Annotated in this window: 15 protein-coding genes; 4 read left to right on the top strand and 11 right to left on the bottom strand. The window is 38.6% G+C overall.

All coding sequences use genetic code 11. The features are described 5' to 3' along the window. The 7 genes from BW716_RS32430 to BW716_RS32460 all read right to left on the bottom strand — a co-directional run. A partial coding sequence (locus BW716_RS32430) for a hypothetical protein (RefSeq protein ID WP_083730211.1) occupies positions 1 to 423 on the bottom strand: 423 nt, incomplete at its 3' end. Positions 424 to 463: 40 nt separating this feature from the next. Further along, positions 464 to 649: a hypothetical protein gene (locus BW716_RS32435; protein ID WP_157298651.1), complete on the bottom strand. Its 186-nt coding sequence runs from the start codon at positions 647 to 649 to the stop codon at positions 464 to 466. A gap of 13 nt (positions 650 to 662) precedes the next feature. Continuing rightward, entirely contained in the window at positions 663 to 1064 is a 402-nt protein-coding gene (locus BW716_RS32440; protein ID WP_083730212.1) for a DUF6530 family protein, read from the bottom strand. Between the two features lie 219 nt (positions 1065 to 1283). After that, positions 1284 to 1841: a hypothetical protein gene (locus BW716_RS32445; protein WP_083730213.1), complete on the bottom strand. Its 558-nt coding sequence runs from the start codon at positions 1839 to 1841 to the stop codon at positions 1284 to 1286. Positions 1842 to 1871: 30 nt separating this feature from the next. Continuing rightward, positions 1872 to 2906, bottom strand: coding sequence for a relaxase/mobilization nuclease domain-containing protein (locus BW716_RS32450; protein ID WP_083730214.1), 1035 nt, complete (start codon positions 2904 to 2906; stop codon positions 1872 to 1874). After that, positions 2903 to 3379, bottom strand: a complete 477-nt coding sequence (locus BW716_RS32455) for a mobilization protein (RefSeq protein WP_235643994.1) — start codon at positions 3377 to 3379, stop codon at positions 2903 to 2905. Before BW716_RS32455 ends, BW716_RS32450 begins: the two co-directional genes overlap by 4 nt. Positions 3380 to 3401: 22 nt before the next feature. Then, complete coding sequence (locus BW716_RS32460) at positions 3402 to 4355, bottom strand: toprim domain-containing protein (protein ID WP_083730215.1); 954 nt, start codon at positions 4353 to 4355, stop codon at positions 3402 to 3404. A gap of 377 nt (positions 4356 to 4732) precedes the next feature. Between BW716_RS32460 and BW716_RS32465 the strand changes: the two genes are divergently transcribed. The 4 genes from BW716_RS32465 to BW716_RS32480 all read left to right on the top strand — a co-directional run bounded on the left by BW716_RS32465 (position 4733) and on the right by BW716_RS32480 (position 8443). Then, positions 4733 to 6445, top strand: a complete 1713-nt coding sequence (locus BW716_RS32465; protein ID WP_083730216.1) for a hypothetical protein — start codon at positions 4733 to 4735, stop codon at positions 6443 to 6445. Between the two features lie 461 nt (positions 6446 to 6906). Beyond that, positions 6907 to 7395 carry an Arm DNA-binding domain-containing protein gene (locus BW716_RS32470; protein ID WP_083730217.1) on the top strand — a complete coding sequence of 163 codons (489 nt, stop codon included), beginning with the start codon at positions 6907 to 6909 and terminating at the stop codon, positions 7393 to 7395. After that, complete coding sequence (locus BW716_RS32475; protein WP_083730218.1) at positions 7392 to 7703, top strand: hypothetical protein; 312 nt, start codon at positions 7392 to 7394, stop codon at positions 7701 to 7703. Before BW716_RS32470 ends, BW716_RS32475 begins: the two co-directional genes overlap by 4 nt. A gap of 185 nt (positions 7704 to 7888) precedes the next feature. Further along, the gene (locus tag BW716_RS32480) at positions 7889 to 8443 is read left to right on the top strand and encodes a site-specific integrase (RefSeq protein ID WP_083730219.1); all 555 of its coding nucleotides are present in this window, start codon (positions 7889 to 7891) and stop codon (positions 8441 to 8443) included. A 200-nt stretch (positions 8444 to 8643) separates the two neighbouring features. Here the strand turns inward: BW716_RS32480 and BW716_RS32485 are convergent, their stop codons facing one another. From BW716_RS32485 to BW716_RS32500, 4 genes are all read right to left on the bottom strand, one after another. After that, on the bottom strand, positions 8644 to 11160 hold the full coding sequence (locus BW716_RS32485) for a P-loop NTPase fold protein (protein WP_083730220.1): 2517 nt from the start codon (positions 11158 to 11160) through the stop codon (positions 8644 to 8646). 378 nt (positions 11161 to 11538) lie between these two features. Beyond that, a complete protein-coding gene (locus tag BW716_RS32490) occupies positions 11539 to 14004 on the bottom strand; it encodes a S8 family peptidase (protein ID WP_083730221.1) in 2466 nt (821 codons plus the stop codon). Positions 14005 to 14019: 15 nt separating this feature from the next. Next, positions 14020 to 15003, bottom strand: coding sequence for an AAA family ATPase (locus BW716_RS32495; RefSeq protein ID WP_083730222.1), 984 nt, complete (start codon positions 15001 to 15003; stop codon positions 14020 to 14022). Between the two features lie 268 nt (positions 15004 to 15271). After that, positions 15272 to 15553 (bottom strand): hypothetical protein, encoded by a 282-nt coding sequence (locus BW716_RS32500; protein ID WP_143709159.1) that lies wholly within the window; start codon positions 15551 to 15553, stop codon positions 15272 to 15274. Positions 15554 to 16006: the final 453 nt, after the last annotated feature.

Raw genomic sequence — 16006 nt, forward strand, 5'->3', positions numbered from 1 at the left:
AGTGTAAACAACTTCAATATAAAGTTCCCAACTTTTGTTATGGAGAGGAATCGGGAATAATATAAAAGCAACAAAACCTTGATCTGAATTTAATTTTATTGCGTCGCTAATAATCGATTGTATATTCTTAGTTATAGGTTTTTTGCAATTTCTAACGCCTTCATTTTTCCAATTTGTATTTGATGTTTTTAACTCAATGCTATAAAAATCTCCTTTATGAAAGAACGTGATATCAGTAGCATTTCGATTATAACATGCTTTAGTCTCTACTTCAACAGACTCCATCCCTATCTGAATTAAACGATGGGCTAATTCAAATTTTAACCAGCCTTCAAATTTTGCTTTTTGCCTTAAAGGAATTCTGAGCAAGTCTTTCCGATCGATTAGTAATTCTGAAATTGCTTTACAAATTAGATTATCCATCAGAATAAAATATTCAGTTTAAACTCCCAATATATGAATTTTACAGTACACGGTAACTACAAAGTCCGAATGATTGAAACTCTATTTTCCCTTCATTTACCAACTCGGCAATAATTTGAGTAGTCTTTTCGTCACTAAACCCAATATTTAAACCAATCGAAATTTCATCTATTCGGCCATTATTTTTTTTAAGGGCCATTAAATATTTTTCTTTATCGGATATCATATTTTCTCTTTTGTCAAAGTAATGTGTTTAATAAATCTCTAATCTCTTCTAGCTTCGGTCGTATGATATTTATATTTGCTTGGTAATAATCTTTAATCTCTTGTACTCTAGGTTCTGAAATTATTTGTTCATTGAGGGTTGAAACTATTTTTGCCGAATTTTGACCTGTTAGTATTGAGGTTATAATCAATGTTGTCAAGTCAAGTGTTCTATGAAGTGGCAACTCCTCACTTTGCCTACTCCAGTTATTACCAGTATGGCGAAAGACCTTAACAGAAATTTCGTCTTCATCATATTGTGCTTGCCCAATTGATAAAACTTTAGCATCGCTATTGGGTGCATATTGTCCATCAATCTTATCGTAGTCGTTTACAGCTATAATTGGTTTGTGTTGTAAGTGCTCGGGGACTGTCATATATTTTCTAATTGGAGGTTAAATAAAAAAAATTTGGACCTTTTTCTCTTTTCATGTTGTTGAATAAATATAGTCCATATTGTTATAAATATACGTAAGTTTTAAATTTTATTGAATATCAAATGATATCTAATTCTTCGAGATCATATGAATATGATCGCTATTTTCGATAGATACTTGTAGGGTGTCTTTATTAGTAATTACAAATTTTGGTAAATATTATTTATTTTTTGCTGAATAAGATTTTGTTCGAGCGTCATCCATTATTTTCTTTATATCTAGTCCACTTTGAGAATATAGATAATTCCAAGCTCTTTTAATTCTATAATTTTCTAGCTGCTGTAGCTTTATCTCCTTCTGGTTGTCGCACCAACGGATACTGAATTTATAAACATTGGTAAGGAATACCATTACCACCAACCCAAGAACCCAACGGCCAAATACTATCTTATAAAACAGTTTTGCATCCTGTTCCGGGAAAAGCAATAGCTGAAATTTCCGTATCACGTTCTTGGGTTGTCCAGCTGCCGTCAATTTCATATCTATAATCCCTTTTCTAACAATTTCCTGTATCGGCCTGGTATCAGTTGATAAGGAAATCCCCTTCGGTGTATTCAGCTTCTCCTCAAAGCTATTAAACTTATTGGTTAATACATTAACAGCTGAAACCAGGTCAGCAATGGATTTTACATGTGACTTTTGTTCCTCTGCAAATTCTTCCAATACCAGTTCCAAACTGTCTTTTTCAATACCGGTTATGTTTTTTGTAGTTTCCATAATAAATGCGTTTTGAATGAAATAATGGGGTTAGAGACTCATTTTGAATTTCTTTTTCTTCTTGCGCTTGGCTTCTTTTAACAGTTCAGGGTTTATATAATCAAATGACTGTTCCGGCTTTAGGATCTGATAAAGCAGGTTAGAAATTTCCTTCTGAATTTGGGCAACGGGGGACTTATCCCATTCCTTCGTTTGGCTCACCGTTTGCAACATCCTTTGGGTAGGAGTAAACGAATGCCTTACGCGGTGCTGTTGATATTCAGGTTGCTTTGCCTTTTCTTCCGCTTGTTTAATCTTCAATTGACTTTTCAGATGCAGCACCTTTTCAATAGTAGCCAGCGAAAAACCGACTTCGCTACCTTTTATTTTCACCTTCTTATCATCAACAAAAGAAATACCACGCCCTTTAATAACCTTGTATCCTAATGCCTGCATTTTCTGCTCAAACTCTGAATAGTGATGTACCTTTTCTAAAGTCTGCCGAATGTTCGTTCTCAGTTTTTCCTTCCGCATATCCTGCCGAGGCAATAACCGGTCTTGGGGAGATAAAAAGGCACGCGGACTTAATACTTCCTGTAACTTATATTGTTTTTCAAGTCTGCGGCAAAGGGCAGCCATTCTTTTATAGCTGTTGCTGTCACTGGCTACTTTTCCGTCAAAACCTACCCGGTTAGCTGCAATGTGGATATGTTGCTCGTTAGTATCCTTATGCAATACACAGATATATTGGTTGTCGGCTACTCCAAATTCCGTGGCGCATTCCCTGCCTATTTCTGTAAGCTGGTCTTTAGTGAGCATTTCTCCGGGAGCCAGTCGAAGGGATAAATGCAATACCGGCTTTTCCACCCGTTTGCTCAACTTCCGGACATCTTTAAAATCATTCGTCAACTCGTACTTATCTCCGAAACATTTATTGTAAAACAGTACTTCTGCCCGGTTTTTATGTTGCAGGTTATCTTTCAGTGAAAGCTGCAGTTTCTGTTCTTCGGAAAATTCCCTTTTATCCTCCAGACAATAACTGATGCAGTGATAAAAAGATGCTCCTATAGATACATGCCCGATCATTGTAAATAGCTTTTAATTTGTTTTGCCAGTTCTTTCACCTGTCCGGATTGAACTTTTAAATTGGCCCGTTCTAAAGGGCTTAATTCTTCGATGCCATTCCGCTTTTTGGCAATCTGGTTGAAGTTTGCTGCCATGTGATTAAGGGTACCGGTTAGTTCTAAAACTTCTTTAGGCAGTGCTTTTTCTCGCCTGTCAATTTTTCCGGTTATACCTATTTCCCGCAGGTATTCCGAAACGGAAAGGTTCACACTTCTGGCCCTTGCTTCTATGATGCGCCTTTCATAAAGGCTGCATTTTATAGCCATTAATTGATCTTTCTTAACATCCTTTTTAGGGCGACCTCCTTTGTTTTTAGTTTGTGCATTCCGCTGCTCCATATCTTCCTCCTCTTTATTTTTTGAATGCGATAGCATGAAAAAAATCCTCACCGAATGCGGTAGCATGAGGGGAGCCAGTAGTTTTGGTTTTACCAAAACATAGCTGGCTACCCGAACGTCAAAGTCGCCTTCCTATCCGCTGGCTTTCCTCCTTGATGTAGTGATGATGAATAAGCCATGCGTTTAAATCCTTGTGGCCTTTATAAAACTCGCTCCGATCAATGTATTTATCCTGCTGGCCGGTATTCCAATCCAGTGCCTTTTTAGTGGCATTTGTTCCGGCAGTATCCCGGTCTAAAATCAAATGAACTGTCTTGTATTCCTCCATTACGGGACGAGTTTTTTCAAAGAAGGAAAGGGAGTTTAGTATCAGGCAATTTGACAGGGGCGCTTGCTTTTCCCGGTTGATTGTTTGAAAAGAAAGGAAGTTAAAAAAGCCCTCGAACACCACCAGATCATCCGACCGTCTGCCTTGTTGCAGGGTTACATCTTTAGGTGAGCTGCTGCCTTTAAAGTTTTCATTTCGTAGTTCATATCCTCCGGCGTTGTTGGGAAACCCGATGACGGTATGTTTCTTACCATACAAAAGAAAATCTACTTCTTTGCAAAACCGGGTGGCAATTTCCAGCGGTATGCTTCTTTTTTGCAGATACTCCAACAAGGGTTTTTCTGCCAGGAGGCGGGTGTCCAGGATAACAATTTTGTTTTCGGTGGTATTTTTCTTTTCACCAGCAAAAGGAGACGGGGTGAGTTGCTGACCGATGGACGGGGTAGGCGGTTGAAAAGAAAAACTCCGGGTAGGCAGGTGTTGTGACAGGCGGCCAAGTAAAACTCCAACAGTACAATTAAAGTAAAGGATTCCAAAATCTACCAGATTACCACCTTTCCCGGTTCCGTGATCGTACCATACATTCAGCTGTCTGTTTACTTTAAAAGAGGGTGTTTTTTCCTCCCGAAATGGAGATAAATACCAATAATCTTGGTTGCTTGCCTTTTGTGGTCGGTAACCCAATGAGGCCAGATAATCTACCAGATCAATCCGATTGGCCTCTGCACACATTAATTTTTCCATACACTTCAATTTCAATTTCACATTAAGTATGTTTGCAATACAAATGAAAAAGCGGCTTGCAAGCACTGGTTTTTATACTAAAATGCTTGCAAGCCGCTGTAAATCAATTATAAAATGGTTCGAGAATACTCTACTACGGTTCACTTAAAATAAAAAGCTTCAAGTTCAAGGACTTGGAGCTTTTTTATTTTTACAAGTTTTTATAATATCCTCATTATCAAATCTCAATTGAGTTCGAGTCCCAATTGGGAGTTTGACGCTGCAACTGGTGGCTTTTCTTGATTGAACCTGTTGATTTTTTTATATAATTACTACTTGATCATATCAGCCTATCAAATATATGTATCTTGCAGCCAATGTTCCGCAAATGCCTTTAAATGCCTTTACCATCTACGAAGAGATTCAGCAGTATCCTGGCTAATCCGCAGGATGTACGCCGCAAAATGATCAAGAACATGCCTACAAAGAGTGATGTCAGAACAATAGACAACAAATTTGGGATTATCATAGTAACAGACGAAAAGGAGCTTGCAGCATTGAGAAGCTTCATACAGTCAATGCCTCCCGCGCCGCCTATTGAGCAGGACAAACCGCAACAAGATGTAATCATCGCCGGTTATATATCACGTTATATAGATAAGGATGCATCAGTGCTTCCCCGGATACTAGAAATCCTGAAAGGAACAGATCTTAAACAGAAGAAAAGACTATTGCATGCTATAAAAGGTATCAGGGAAAATATAGACTGGAACTTCCGGATTACGGAACCGGAACTCATTGAGTGCCTGTTTTCACTGATTAAATATAAGTCCCTCGAATGGCTGCTAATAGAACTGTTGACAGTATATAAGTTAGATGGCTATACCCTGATACTTAAAAAGTGGTTAGCTAATCCCCGGGCTTCTGTAATAGGTTCAATCTTATCTCACTTAGTTTATATAGGTCAATATGATTGTCTCCTGACAGTGGAAAAATTGGCCACACGTCATCGCACCGATCTGGTACAGTGGCCCTTAATACTCATGGTTCTCAAAAGTATTAATGGTTGCTATGGGATTGCAGTGGCACCTTATATACAGGCCATCATAATGCAGTTATTCAGACGTAAGATCATTTCAATGGAGGGGCTGCAAAAGGATAGTATGAAAGAATTCCAGCTGCATTATATGCATTTTCTCTGCTTATATGGAACATCCGAAGTAAGCACATATATCGAGGAAATTACACCGTTTCTGCAGAAAGATTACCTGGCGTACTTCCGTTATAGGATGGGTATTACCAGCGATTATACCGAAATATTAAGTGCTATGCAGGCACATAGCTGGTATGCAACTTACCGTGAATTTGCCAGAAACGTAAGTTCTCATATGACGGAAGAGTGGAAGGTATGTATGATGCAATGTTTCCTCAGGAAAATGCAGGAGAAGGGTGACAGTCATCATTTATACGGTGTTGAAGCACTCTGTCATGATGTATGCGGACCGAACTTCATAAAAGATCATATATCGTTGATAGAAGATGCAGGCAGCGCCAATAGCTTATTAAAGTTGCATGCCATCAGAAACTTAGCTGCGGAAACCGTCCTGTCGGATATGTTGAGTGTTGGGCTTTTAAAGAATGTCCCAAAGGAGAGAGGACTTGAGCTGATTAGGAGCGCACAGCGTAACGGCCCGCAGGATTTGTTCGGGTACATAATGAAGCAATTACCTGGAAAGTTTAATACGGACGCCTATACAGGTACTGTATCTTACGCCGTTTATATCCAACAACATATCCTGCAATGGGCAAAAGACTGCGGAACAATCCTTTATGGTCTTTCCGTTCACGTTGAAGAAGACGAAGAAAATGGTAGTTTCGGCCTGGTAAAAGCAGTTTTCCATGATAGGGGATATATCCTGAAGAAATTACCTGCCTCCGACATTTATGATCTTGAGTTGGCTACGGCATTGTTGAATACTTTATTGGAATATGCAAACGTACCTGAACGACTTGTAGAAATTTCATTTCATTTTCAGTACTGTCTTGTTTTAGGAGATGTGAAAACCCTGCAGACATTAGCTGCAAAATATGATTACACTAAATCAGCGTAGCAACTTATTCGTTTATCTCCTCTACAAAAAGCACAGATGTTCCGGGAGTTTGATTTTATCCGATTTATTATCAGTTTATTGATCACAATCCGGATTAGAATCGCTGGCAGGGATTCTGCGTGCCTTAGAGCAAGCCAAAATTATAAATTTAGCTCTTAATTTAATTATATCTATTTGCTTATCAGTATTCTTAATGCATAAAGAGCTTTAAGATGTTCATAAAATAGGTTCGAGAATTGGCCAGTTGGGGTCACAAAAGCGCAACTTGTGTTGCGCTTTCTTTATTTATATAACCCCTCCGGTAGCGGATTCCCGCGTCTTTCCTACATTAAAGCATATCAATCTATATTAATCCAAATGGTGCCTTATCTGGTGCCCTACCTTTATTAGGGCACCAGATGAAAATGGTGCGAATTGTTCCCTTTGGAAGAGCAATCCTTAACTGAATTAGACTCTTTATTATGAACGTCAAACAAAATTTAGCCATCCTCTTCTTCCTGAGAAGAGGTAAAAAGACAAAAACAGGCATGGTGCCAATTTATGTCCGGGTCACAATTGATGGATTAGCAGACGATATTTCCACAGGATGTAAGATCTCCGAACACTCATGGGACACAATTAATAAACAAGTCCTCCCCACAGCCCCATCTCACAAACAAACCAACAAAACCCTCGGCCAGATCAAATCCGATCTCGAGCGCCATTTCGATCTCGTCCAGGTAAAAGAAGGCCTTGCAAACCCTATTCAAGTGTTTGAATCCTACAAATCCCCCATCAACGGCACCCAAATCAAAAACGAAAAAATACAAACCCTCGCCTTCAGCGAAGCCCTCGATACCCTTATCAATAAATTCTTCAAATTCTCCGACAAAAAAACCAAAGCCTACGAATTTGACCAAATCCCTTCCCCGGAAAAAAATTCCTCCTTGACCAGGAAGAATCAGGCATGATGAAAGACTTAGCCAAAGTAATAAAACAAGGCAATGCCATCTTCGATAGCAAGAACCACCAAAAAACGTTCATCCTCGCTGTCAATGAATACATGTTGAATTTTCTCCAACTGTGTACTTCTGATGACCGCTCATTCAATAGCCTTGAAAAAGGCTACGGAAGAAAACATCGCTACATAGCGTTTATGCAGCACCGGTATAAAAAGCAGGACATCGAACTCTCAAACATGGAGTATAAATTCATTACGGATTTAAACACATACTTATTAGTAGAACATGAATTAAAAGATATCTCTGCCAACAAATAAACCCAAACGGTAAAAGAGATCACAGACAGGGCTATCTCAAATGACTGGATAAGCCATAACATCTTCTCAAAATATAAATGCCCCTTCAAGAAGCCAAAACGAGATTACCTGGAGCCGACCGAATTGAAATTAATTGAAAATCATCAATTGATAAACCTATCCTCAACCTAATCAGGGATATTTTCATGTTCAGCAGCTATACAGGATTTCCTTATAGAGAAGTATATAACCTCGGCCCTCATCATTTAAAACACCGTGATGATGGTGAAATATGGGCGACCCTTAGCCGCCAAAAGACCGATGAGGACGAAGGGGTACCATTACTTCCCCCGGCTATCATGCTGATTGAAAAATATAAGACCCATCCAGAGGCAACCAGAAGGAACCGCCTCTTCCCGGTTCCCACCAATCAGGAGTATAATCTCGGTTTAAAGGAAATAATTAAAATACTGGGAATTGATGGAATCAGTTTGAAAACTCATAAAGCACGGTTCTACTTCGCAAATGAAGTAACTTATAACCACGGTGTTCCACTGAAAACCGTCAGCCGATTATTGGGCCATCAATCTATAAAGACCACAGAGATATATGTCCAGGCTAATACACGTAACCTCAGTGAAAGTATGAAAATGGTGAAGGAGAAACTGTTTGAAAAGGAAAAAGAACAGCACACTACCACCCCGGCGCCGGTAATTGAAATTAATCCATCCCTGAAAGTGGTACATACAGCCACCAAATAAATGAAGTGCCCGGCCTTATAACCGGGCACTCTTCAATATAAATACCATAACTCCTTTAATATCAAAATCTTCCACATCCACTCTTTACTAAAAATACATTAAAAGACTTGGTGTATTCATGATGCCAATCCTGATTACATCTTTAAAAAGTCATACTACTTTTTAACGTCACAATTCCTAAACACCCAAAAATTACAGAATCAATAATCATTATCCTCGCCTTCATATTTAAGTACCGTTTTAAATGGATAACGAATCTCCATTTTAAACTCTTTTTCTCTACATGCCGCAAAAAAGCCGAGAAAATCAGCTTTAATATCCGGATTAATCTTTGCATTTTCCTTAACTAAGTCTCTGTACTCTTCCGGCGTATCAAATATTTCCAGCAGCTGAGGGTAAATCGAAGCTAGTTCTCGGTCACGGCTATTATATTGAATACCCATTTTTAAAAACGCAATTGGATCATGTTCTTGTAAAGCCGCCTTCACATATGGTATAAGCGAAGGTTCGATCCTAAACCCCTCAAATACATATCCTGGTTGTTCAGGCACAGGTTCAGTATATTCATCCCGAATTCCCCAAAACATCCATGAAGCCTCTTTTGTAAGACCATATTCAGCAACATGTTCCCTGAAATAACGAACCTCGTAATCGATGAGCATTGACAAGGCAAGCCCTACTTCTTTTTTACCATGTTTAATATGGTAAATAATTTTCGCCGGGAAAATAAATGGTTTTTCTACTTCTTCAAATAGGCTTTTTACAAAAACCCGATAAGCATTTGCATTATTGGCGTAATATCTTTTTTCTACATTATTGTCATAATTCCATAGCAGCTCAATAAGATCATCATAGTCAAAAGAAGACCGTCCTTTCTCCTTCACATATCTTGTTCCTAAGCAAAAAAGAGAGCGAATTTGAAGCTCAAACCCTGCACGAAATTTTGGTTTTTCCTGAAATATTCTCATGCCAAGCTCAGTGAGTAACTTCTTTTCTTCACATCCATTTATAAACTGTTTCACCGCTTCCAGCCCTCCCTTCCAGGCCTTTTGAAATTGCTTTTCTGATATATCCTGACTACCCAATCTATAACGAAAATAACGTTCAAAAAACATTGGATATATGATCGCATTCCTGGAGTTGTTATTATTTAAAAACAAGGCTCTTAAGAGATTACAGATTAGCACAATGTCCGCTACATCGTAATTTTTCTCATCCTGTAGTGTTCGCTTTATCAGCGGATATTCATCTTTTCCATTCTTAAAAAATCTTATTCTATAATATTCCTTATATGATGAATTGGACCGAATGAGTTCTACAATATCATCTCGCCTTTCAAATAGTCTATCATATATCAATGGGAATCGAAATTTTAGGAGTTCCAGTCCAAATAGATCCTCAAACAAAACTTCACCTACTAAGAGTCGGTAACTAATCTTAAAATTATTGACAAACTTTATTACATCTCTTGACTGCCTAAAAACTGTCTTGAAAAAAATGTAGTATTGATTATAAAATCCTTTGCTTGCAATATTTTTACGATATGCCTCCATGTCATTTGCTGAAATAAAATCTTCGAGCAAGCTTTCCACTACCTTAAGCAGATCCTCGTTCTCTCTTTTAGGCAATGGAATTTCCAACTGAAAGATTTTATCCAGGTAACTATTTCCTGCATTCGCATTCATAGATTTAATAGCTTCCTGAATATAACTTCGTTCATAGGCTACCAGGTAAAATATATTGCTAAAATTCGCTGTATTACGTATTAATCGCATCACCTCTATCACCTCCTCCTTGTAAAGCCGGTCCAGATCGTCTATCGTGATTATTATTTTCTTGCCGGACAACTGCAAAAAATGATTAATCCGATCGTAATCGTCTGTATAGCTTCCTTTATTAAAAATATTATTCACAAAACTTATTTGCCGAATAAAATTTTCCATTGAACTATCTACGCGACTTAGTTTCCTTGAATAATCAAGTATCATCCCCGATATTTTAGGATTGAGGGTATAGAGCCGACTAGCCAGAAGATCAAAAAAATCCTTTTGAATATTAGGCGTTCCATCAGCACACCATGGATTGAAGTCAATAATTTCAGTATTTTTTTTATCCAGGGAGTTTTTTATCAAATTAATAAAAGAGGTCTTCCCACTGCCATATTCACCAAGAATTCCAATGGCAAATGATTTTCTATTGTTTGTAATACTGATTCTTCCTGCAATCTCAGCGGCCACCTTCTTTCTTTTAAAAGTATCCTGCTCTGCAGTTTCAATAGCCAAATCTTCAACAAAACCACCCTCATCTACTATAGCTACCGATCTACTTTTCTCAGGAATAAAAGTTAATATAGCAGGAATGATAATCGCGAACACTACAATATCCCATTCACGCAAAACAGGTATTAACCGCATCGATTGAAATTGCCAAAACTGTTGATTCAACTGTAATACATAAAAAAGAGCAGTAAGAATAGCAAGCATTCGAAGAAACTTCCTTTCGCTAAACAAAAATAACCAGATAGCAGCCAATGCTCCAAGAAGTATTAAAATACTTTCATTCAGCCATGAATCCTCAAATTCAGAAATGACTGGTGCAACTAAAAAACGATTTAATAATTTATTAACCGGCCCAATAAAAAAAATCAAAAATCCAAAACAACAGGAGAGCCATAGCGTAGATGGTATCCGCTTTTTAATGTCTGCAATGTCGAACATTCTAAATGACTTTGAGGTTATAATTTATTAATGGAATAAGCTACCCATAAAAATACAAACTAACAACATACTAATGTCGGACAAGACTTATTCATTTATCATGGCTCGATTCATAGACACCCCAATTATCTCCATCCCTAAAAAACAGGAATCAGGCATCTCCATTTAGAATCTGTCCAGGAAAAATGGAGTTAGCGAAGTGACCATCTACAACTAGCATGCTAAATACGGCTGTATAGAAGCAAATAAGTTGACCTGAATAAAAGAACTTGAAGAAGAGAATGCCAGGACAAAACTTATTGTAGCCAATGTATCCGAAACCCGCCAACCAATAAAACAGCTCATACTAAAAGAAAGGCCTGAGGCCTTTCTTTTATTTTACACCCCTACCGGTATATCCACCCTTATCTGATTCATCACAGGCGTATATATATCCACCTCATTCAAATTCTCCGGCGTCTCAATCGTCACTATCAAACTATACCTCACCTGCTCATTATACCGCTCCAACTTCTTTCTATTCTTCCACCACCCTCCAACAGGATAAACCGCAATCTTGTTCCTATTCGCCAGATCAACAGCCGGTCCAATCCATAGGTCTTTATGAATACTCCCCTTATTCCTCGTACGCTCCCCTATCACCCAATTAGCGTCCTCAACATCAACATCATCGTCGTCTTCAATTTCCATCACCTTACTAATCCTAGCTAAAAATGAATCTTTACCTTCATTCTTATTACTGAGTTTAAACCGAAGTCCATGAGACATATAACTTGCCGCCTTCTTATATTGCTGACTACCCGGATTCGGTTCAATAAAGTAAGACAATGTTATTTTAAGCGTCACTTCCGTATTAAATAAAGCCTGCAATACATCCATTGGCCAGGGCAATTCGAACAAATGAAATTCGTCTGTCTTCACCCTATAATCCTCCCATTTGTAAGGCTTTAAACTACGCTGAGCAATCAATGACAAGCTATTATTAGTACTATATCGTGCCCTTTCCATATTTGGAACCCCATAACCTACCTGCCTGAATAAGCGATTCTTATCCTGTGCGCTAAGATTCTTTAAACTCCGATTCCCTAACATAGCAGGTGTCCAGTCAGCAGAGTGAATAATCAAACCGCGAATCGTCTCCGGCCAAAGAGCCGGATACTCCCGATATAACTGCGCTCCAAATCGTGCAGCCAATGCTGTAGCACCACTCGTATCTCCAAAATCAATCAACGGTGGATGCCGAAACTGCGAAGTAGAAACAGAAAGTAATTGCAATCCCTGATCGAAAACCAGCTGATCTACATTTATTCCATGATTCCCCCCTTCCATTACAATATCAGGTTTCCTGCACCATTGTTTATCCCAATCTGCCGAAGTCCTGCTAGCGGGAGATAATGCACCTCTATTAGCTAACAAACTTGCCCCAGGATACCGCTGCAGGTCCAACTGATCTTTCAGCGTATATGCACCCACTGTTATCGCGTTATAAGCCTGTGCAGGATCCTCTATAGAAGCCTGATCATTCGCTAAAGGATAGGCGAGCCTTGACGCATGATCCAGATTACCACCACTCACCATAAATAAAAAATCTCTGCCCTCAAATAATAACTGATCTATTGCTGAGGACCATGAAGAAGGCTGCCCCTTATGATCCAGATCCCAGCTAGTAATCGAAAGAGAAAAAATGCGCTTATGCCCAGGATTTAATATCTCAGCTCTTGCTACCGCCTCCCTTGTAACCGCTCCTCTTAAATCAGAACGAAGTCCCGCTCCATTAAACATCTTCACACTTTCCAGCTTATGATGAATATTAACCGGCCCATTACCCGCAAACAAATCCGTCAAATCTCCATACATCGCCAAACCTGCCATAGGTGTTCCATGCCCCGTATCACGCCGGGCATCATCTACAGTCCATGAAGGATTAATCGCAACCAAATGATCTGGAGACACCGTCTGAGCCAGCAAAGAATTTCTAATGGTTACACCGGTATCCAATAAGCATACACTTACTGCATCCGGCACATAATTAACCCGTGTAGCCAAATTACCTACCCAATTCTGCTGATCATCAACCGGCAAATACGTAAAGAAATCCGCCGTATCTCTCGGCATTCTTATCTCCGCCAGCCTATCCGTATATAAAATAGAAGAAGAAAGCTGCCTGGCAGTGGCATGCATTAAATAAACATAGTGTTCAGGAAAAACAAGTAAACGTTCTCCAATTTCCACCCCATGCTCCTGCAAAACAGCTCTTATATCACTGATTGGATCATCATTTCTATCTCTTGCATTTCTACTGATCCACACCTCCCACCATTGCAGTTCATCTAAAGCCGGAAATGGCAATTCCGGTTCCTGCCAAAAACTCTGTAAGGTAGCCGCCCGGATCTCATCAATATTTGCAATCAGGGATTGATTTCGAGGTTGCCCGGTCCGAGTCGTTTTATTGATGTAGTCATCTGCCTTTTTCAGAAATTTTGAACCCCCTTCCCGATTGAGATAAACAGTAGCCTCAATGACAATATGTTTATTTCCATTCTGGTCTTCAATTTCAATTTCTCTAGTATTTCTTACCTGGTAAATCCCTTTTTTCTCATCCAACTTTGAGATATCAATCAGAAAATCATGGGGAGATTTCAATACAACATAAACAAGCCTATCATCCGGACTTTGCTCAAAATCAGCCACAGCCCTTCTAAGCTGTTGTTTAATCAAACGGCCATGAGAAATTTTGTTAAGCCCACTCCTGATATCTATTGATGCCCCTCTTATTTTTGTAGTATATGGATATGGGGTGGTATTACCATCTATAATGAGATGGTTAGCGTGGAAAATCGGCATTAAAATTTATTGAAGTTAAAAAGGCCTCTTCCGCTTCTCTATATAACGGGCTAACAGTTCCTTAGTAATCTGATTTTGGCCATATAAAATCTGTTCTTTCACAACTTCTGCGCAGATATGATAAATATCAGCGTAACTAAGCCCTTGCGCCAGTTCTATAACGGTAGAGGATAAGTCAAAAGAAATAAGATTCTCAACATCTCTTAATCCATCCTGAAAAGCATGAACTATATTCACGCCTTCCGGCAAAGAAAACTTTATAATATCATCAAACCTTCTTAGCAAGGCTGTGTCTAATGCCTGCGGAAGATTAGTAGCAGCAATGATCAAACTATTTGAATCATCTTTTTCTATTTCAAGTAAAAAGCTGTTTAATATCCTCTTGATCTCTCCAACATCATTTGCTTCAGTACGGGATGTAGCAATACTATCAAACTCGTCGAATAAATAAACCGCTCTAAACTGCTTCATCGCATCAAAAATAAGCCGAAGCTTAGCGATAGATTCTCCCATATAACGACTAATAAGACCATCCAACCGGATCACAAACACACTTAATCCCAATTCAGCCGCAATTACACTTGCCGACATGGTCTTACCGCTTCCAGAAGGGCCAACAAGTAATAACTTCCGACGCGGTAGTAAATTATATTTAGATAAAATTGCCTCTTTTTGCTGTTCATCAATCAACCTGGAAATACCAGCTTTCACCTCATCCGTCAGAATCATATGCTCCAGAGAAACATGCGGCTTTATAAACTCAAAAAGATCATTTAGTTCCTTCTGAGCAATATTCATGGGCATCTTTTTCAGGATCCCCTGACTTTGCCCCGTCTTAATCTTGGCCTTATCGATGACCTTAACAAGTTCATCCGCTAATTTCTTATTCCCCTCCCGCGCCTCTGCAGCAGCAATCTGCATGGCAATGCTATAAAAATTCGCATCATCACCATCTGCAAATGAATTAATTAAACTTTTAATTTGTTGCGCTGCTGCCATTATTGTGTGAGAATAGGAATATTAAAATATAAACTTACTGATAATCAATCGCCTTTTATAACAAAGTATTACGCAAAACTACAAAATCAAAGCCGAAATTCCATATCATCAGCCAAAATCCACTTAACCCCAAGAACTCAAAAGTAAAATGCAAACCTTCACAAAAGGTTGCCCCCCGGATACCACTCCGGGCAGCAACCTTATACTTCGTTCATTCAATACAGATCAACGATTATCTCATCCTACCAAATCCTATCGTACGGGGTATTTAAGATACGATACTGTCATCAGTAGGTTCCTGTAGGAATTTCATCACTACATTCGCTCCGTTAATCACCTTCTTATATCCACTAATATAGCCCCACTCATGAAGCTCTTTCATATAACGGAAATACGCTTTCCTGGATCCAATATTGGATGCGTCCATCAACTCCTGTAATTTGACGAGGATAACGGGGTTATCTAACTGTTCCTGCCACATCAACACAAGGTTGAGATATAGCGCAACATGATGAGGTTTTACGTTCTTGCCTGCCGGTTTAATTCGCATAAAGGCAGAAATATGTATATAAAAATTAAAGTGCTTATCCATTTACTGTATACAATAAGATCGTTAATAAATTAAGGTAACTATATACTTGTTTAACCAGTAAAATAATTTATTGTTTAAACAATTGATTATCAATAATTACATTAAACCTGCATTGTAAATCACCCAAAAAACATTAAAAAGTGAAGATCGCCCTACATAAAGGAAGGATCAATGATATTTTTTAATGGATTTAAACGAGGTTATCCACTGTAACGTAAACCATCGAGCATCCCCATATCCCTTTCTGATGATTTATATCAAAAAAAGACGTATACACTGTTAATAACATGTGCAGATATTTCCATTGATAAAATGTAATAGAGTTGAGCGGGTAACTATTTTTGCCGTTGAAGTTGTTTACACTTTTTGAAGGAAAAAAAGGAAGTCCCAGGAATTAAGGATTTTTGTTTT

It is taken from the genome of [Flexibacter] sp. ATCC 35208 (assembly GCF_001975825.1).
Taxonomy (GTDB): domain Bacteria; phylum Bacteroidota; class Bacteroidia; order Chitinophagales; family Chitinophagaceae; genus Chitinophaga.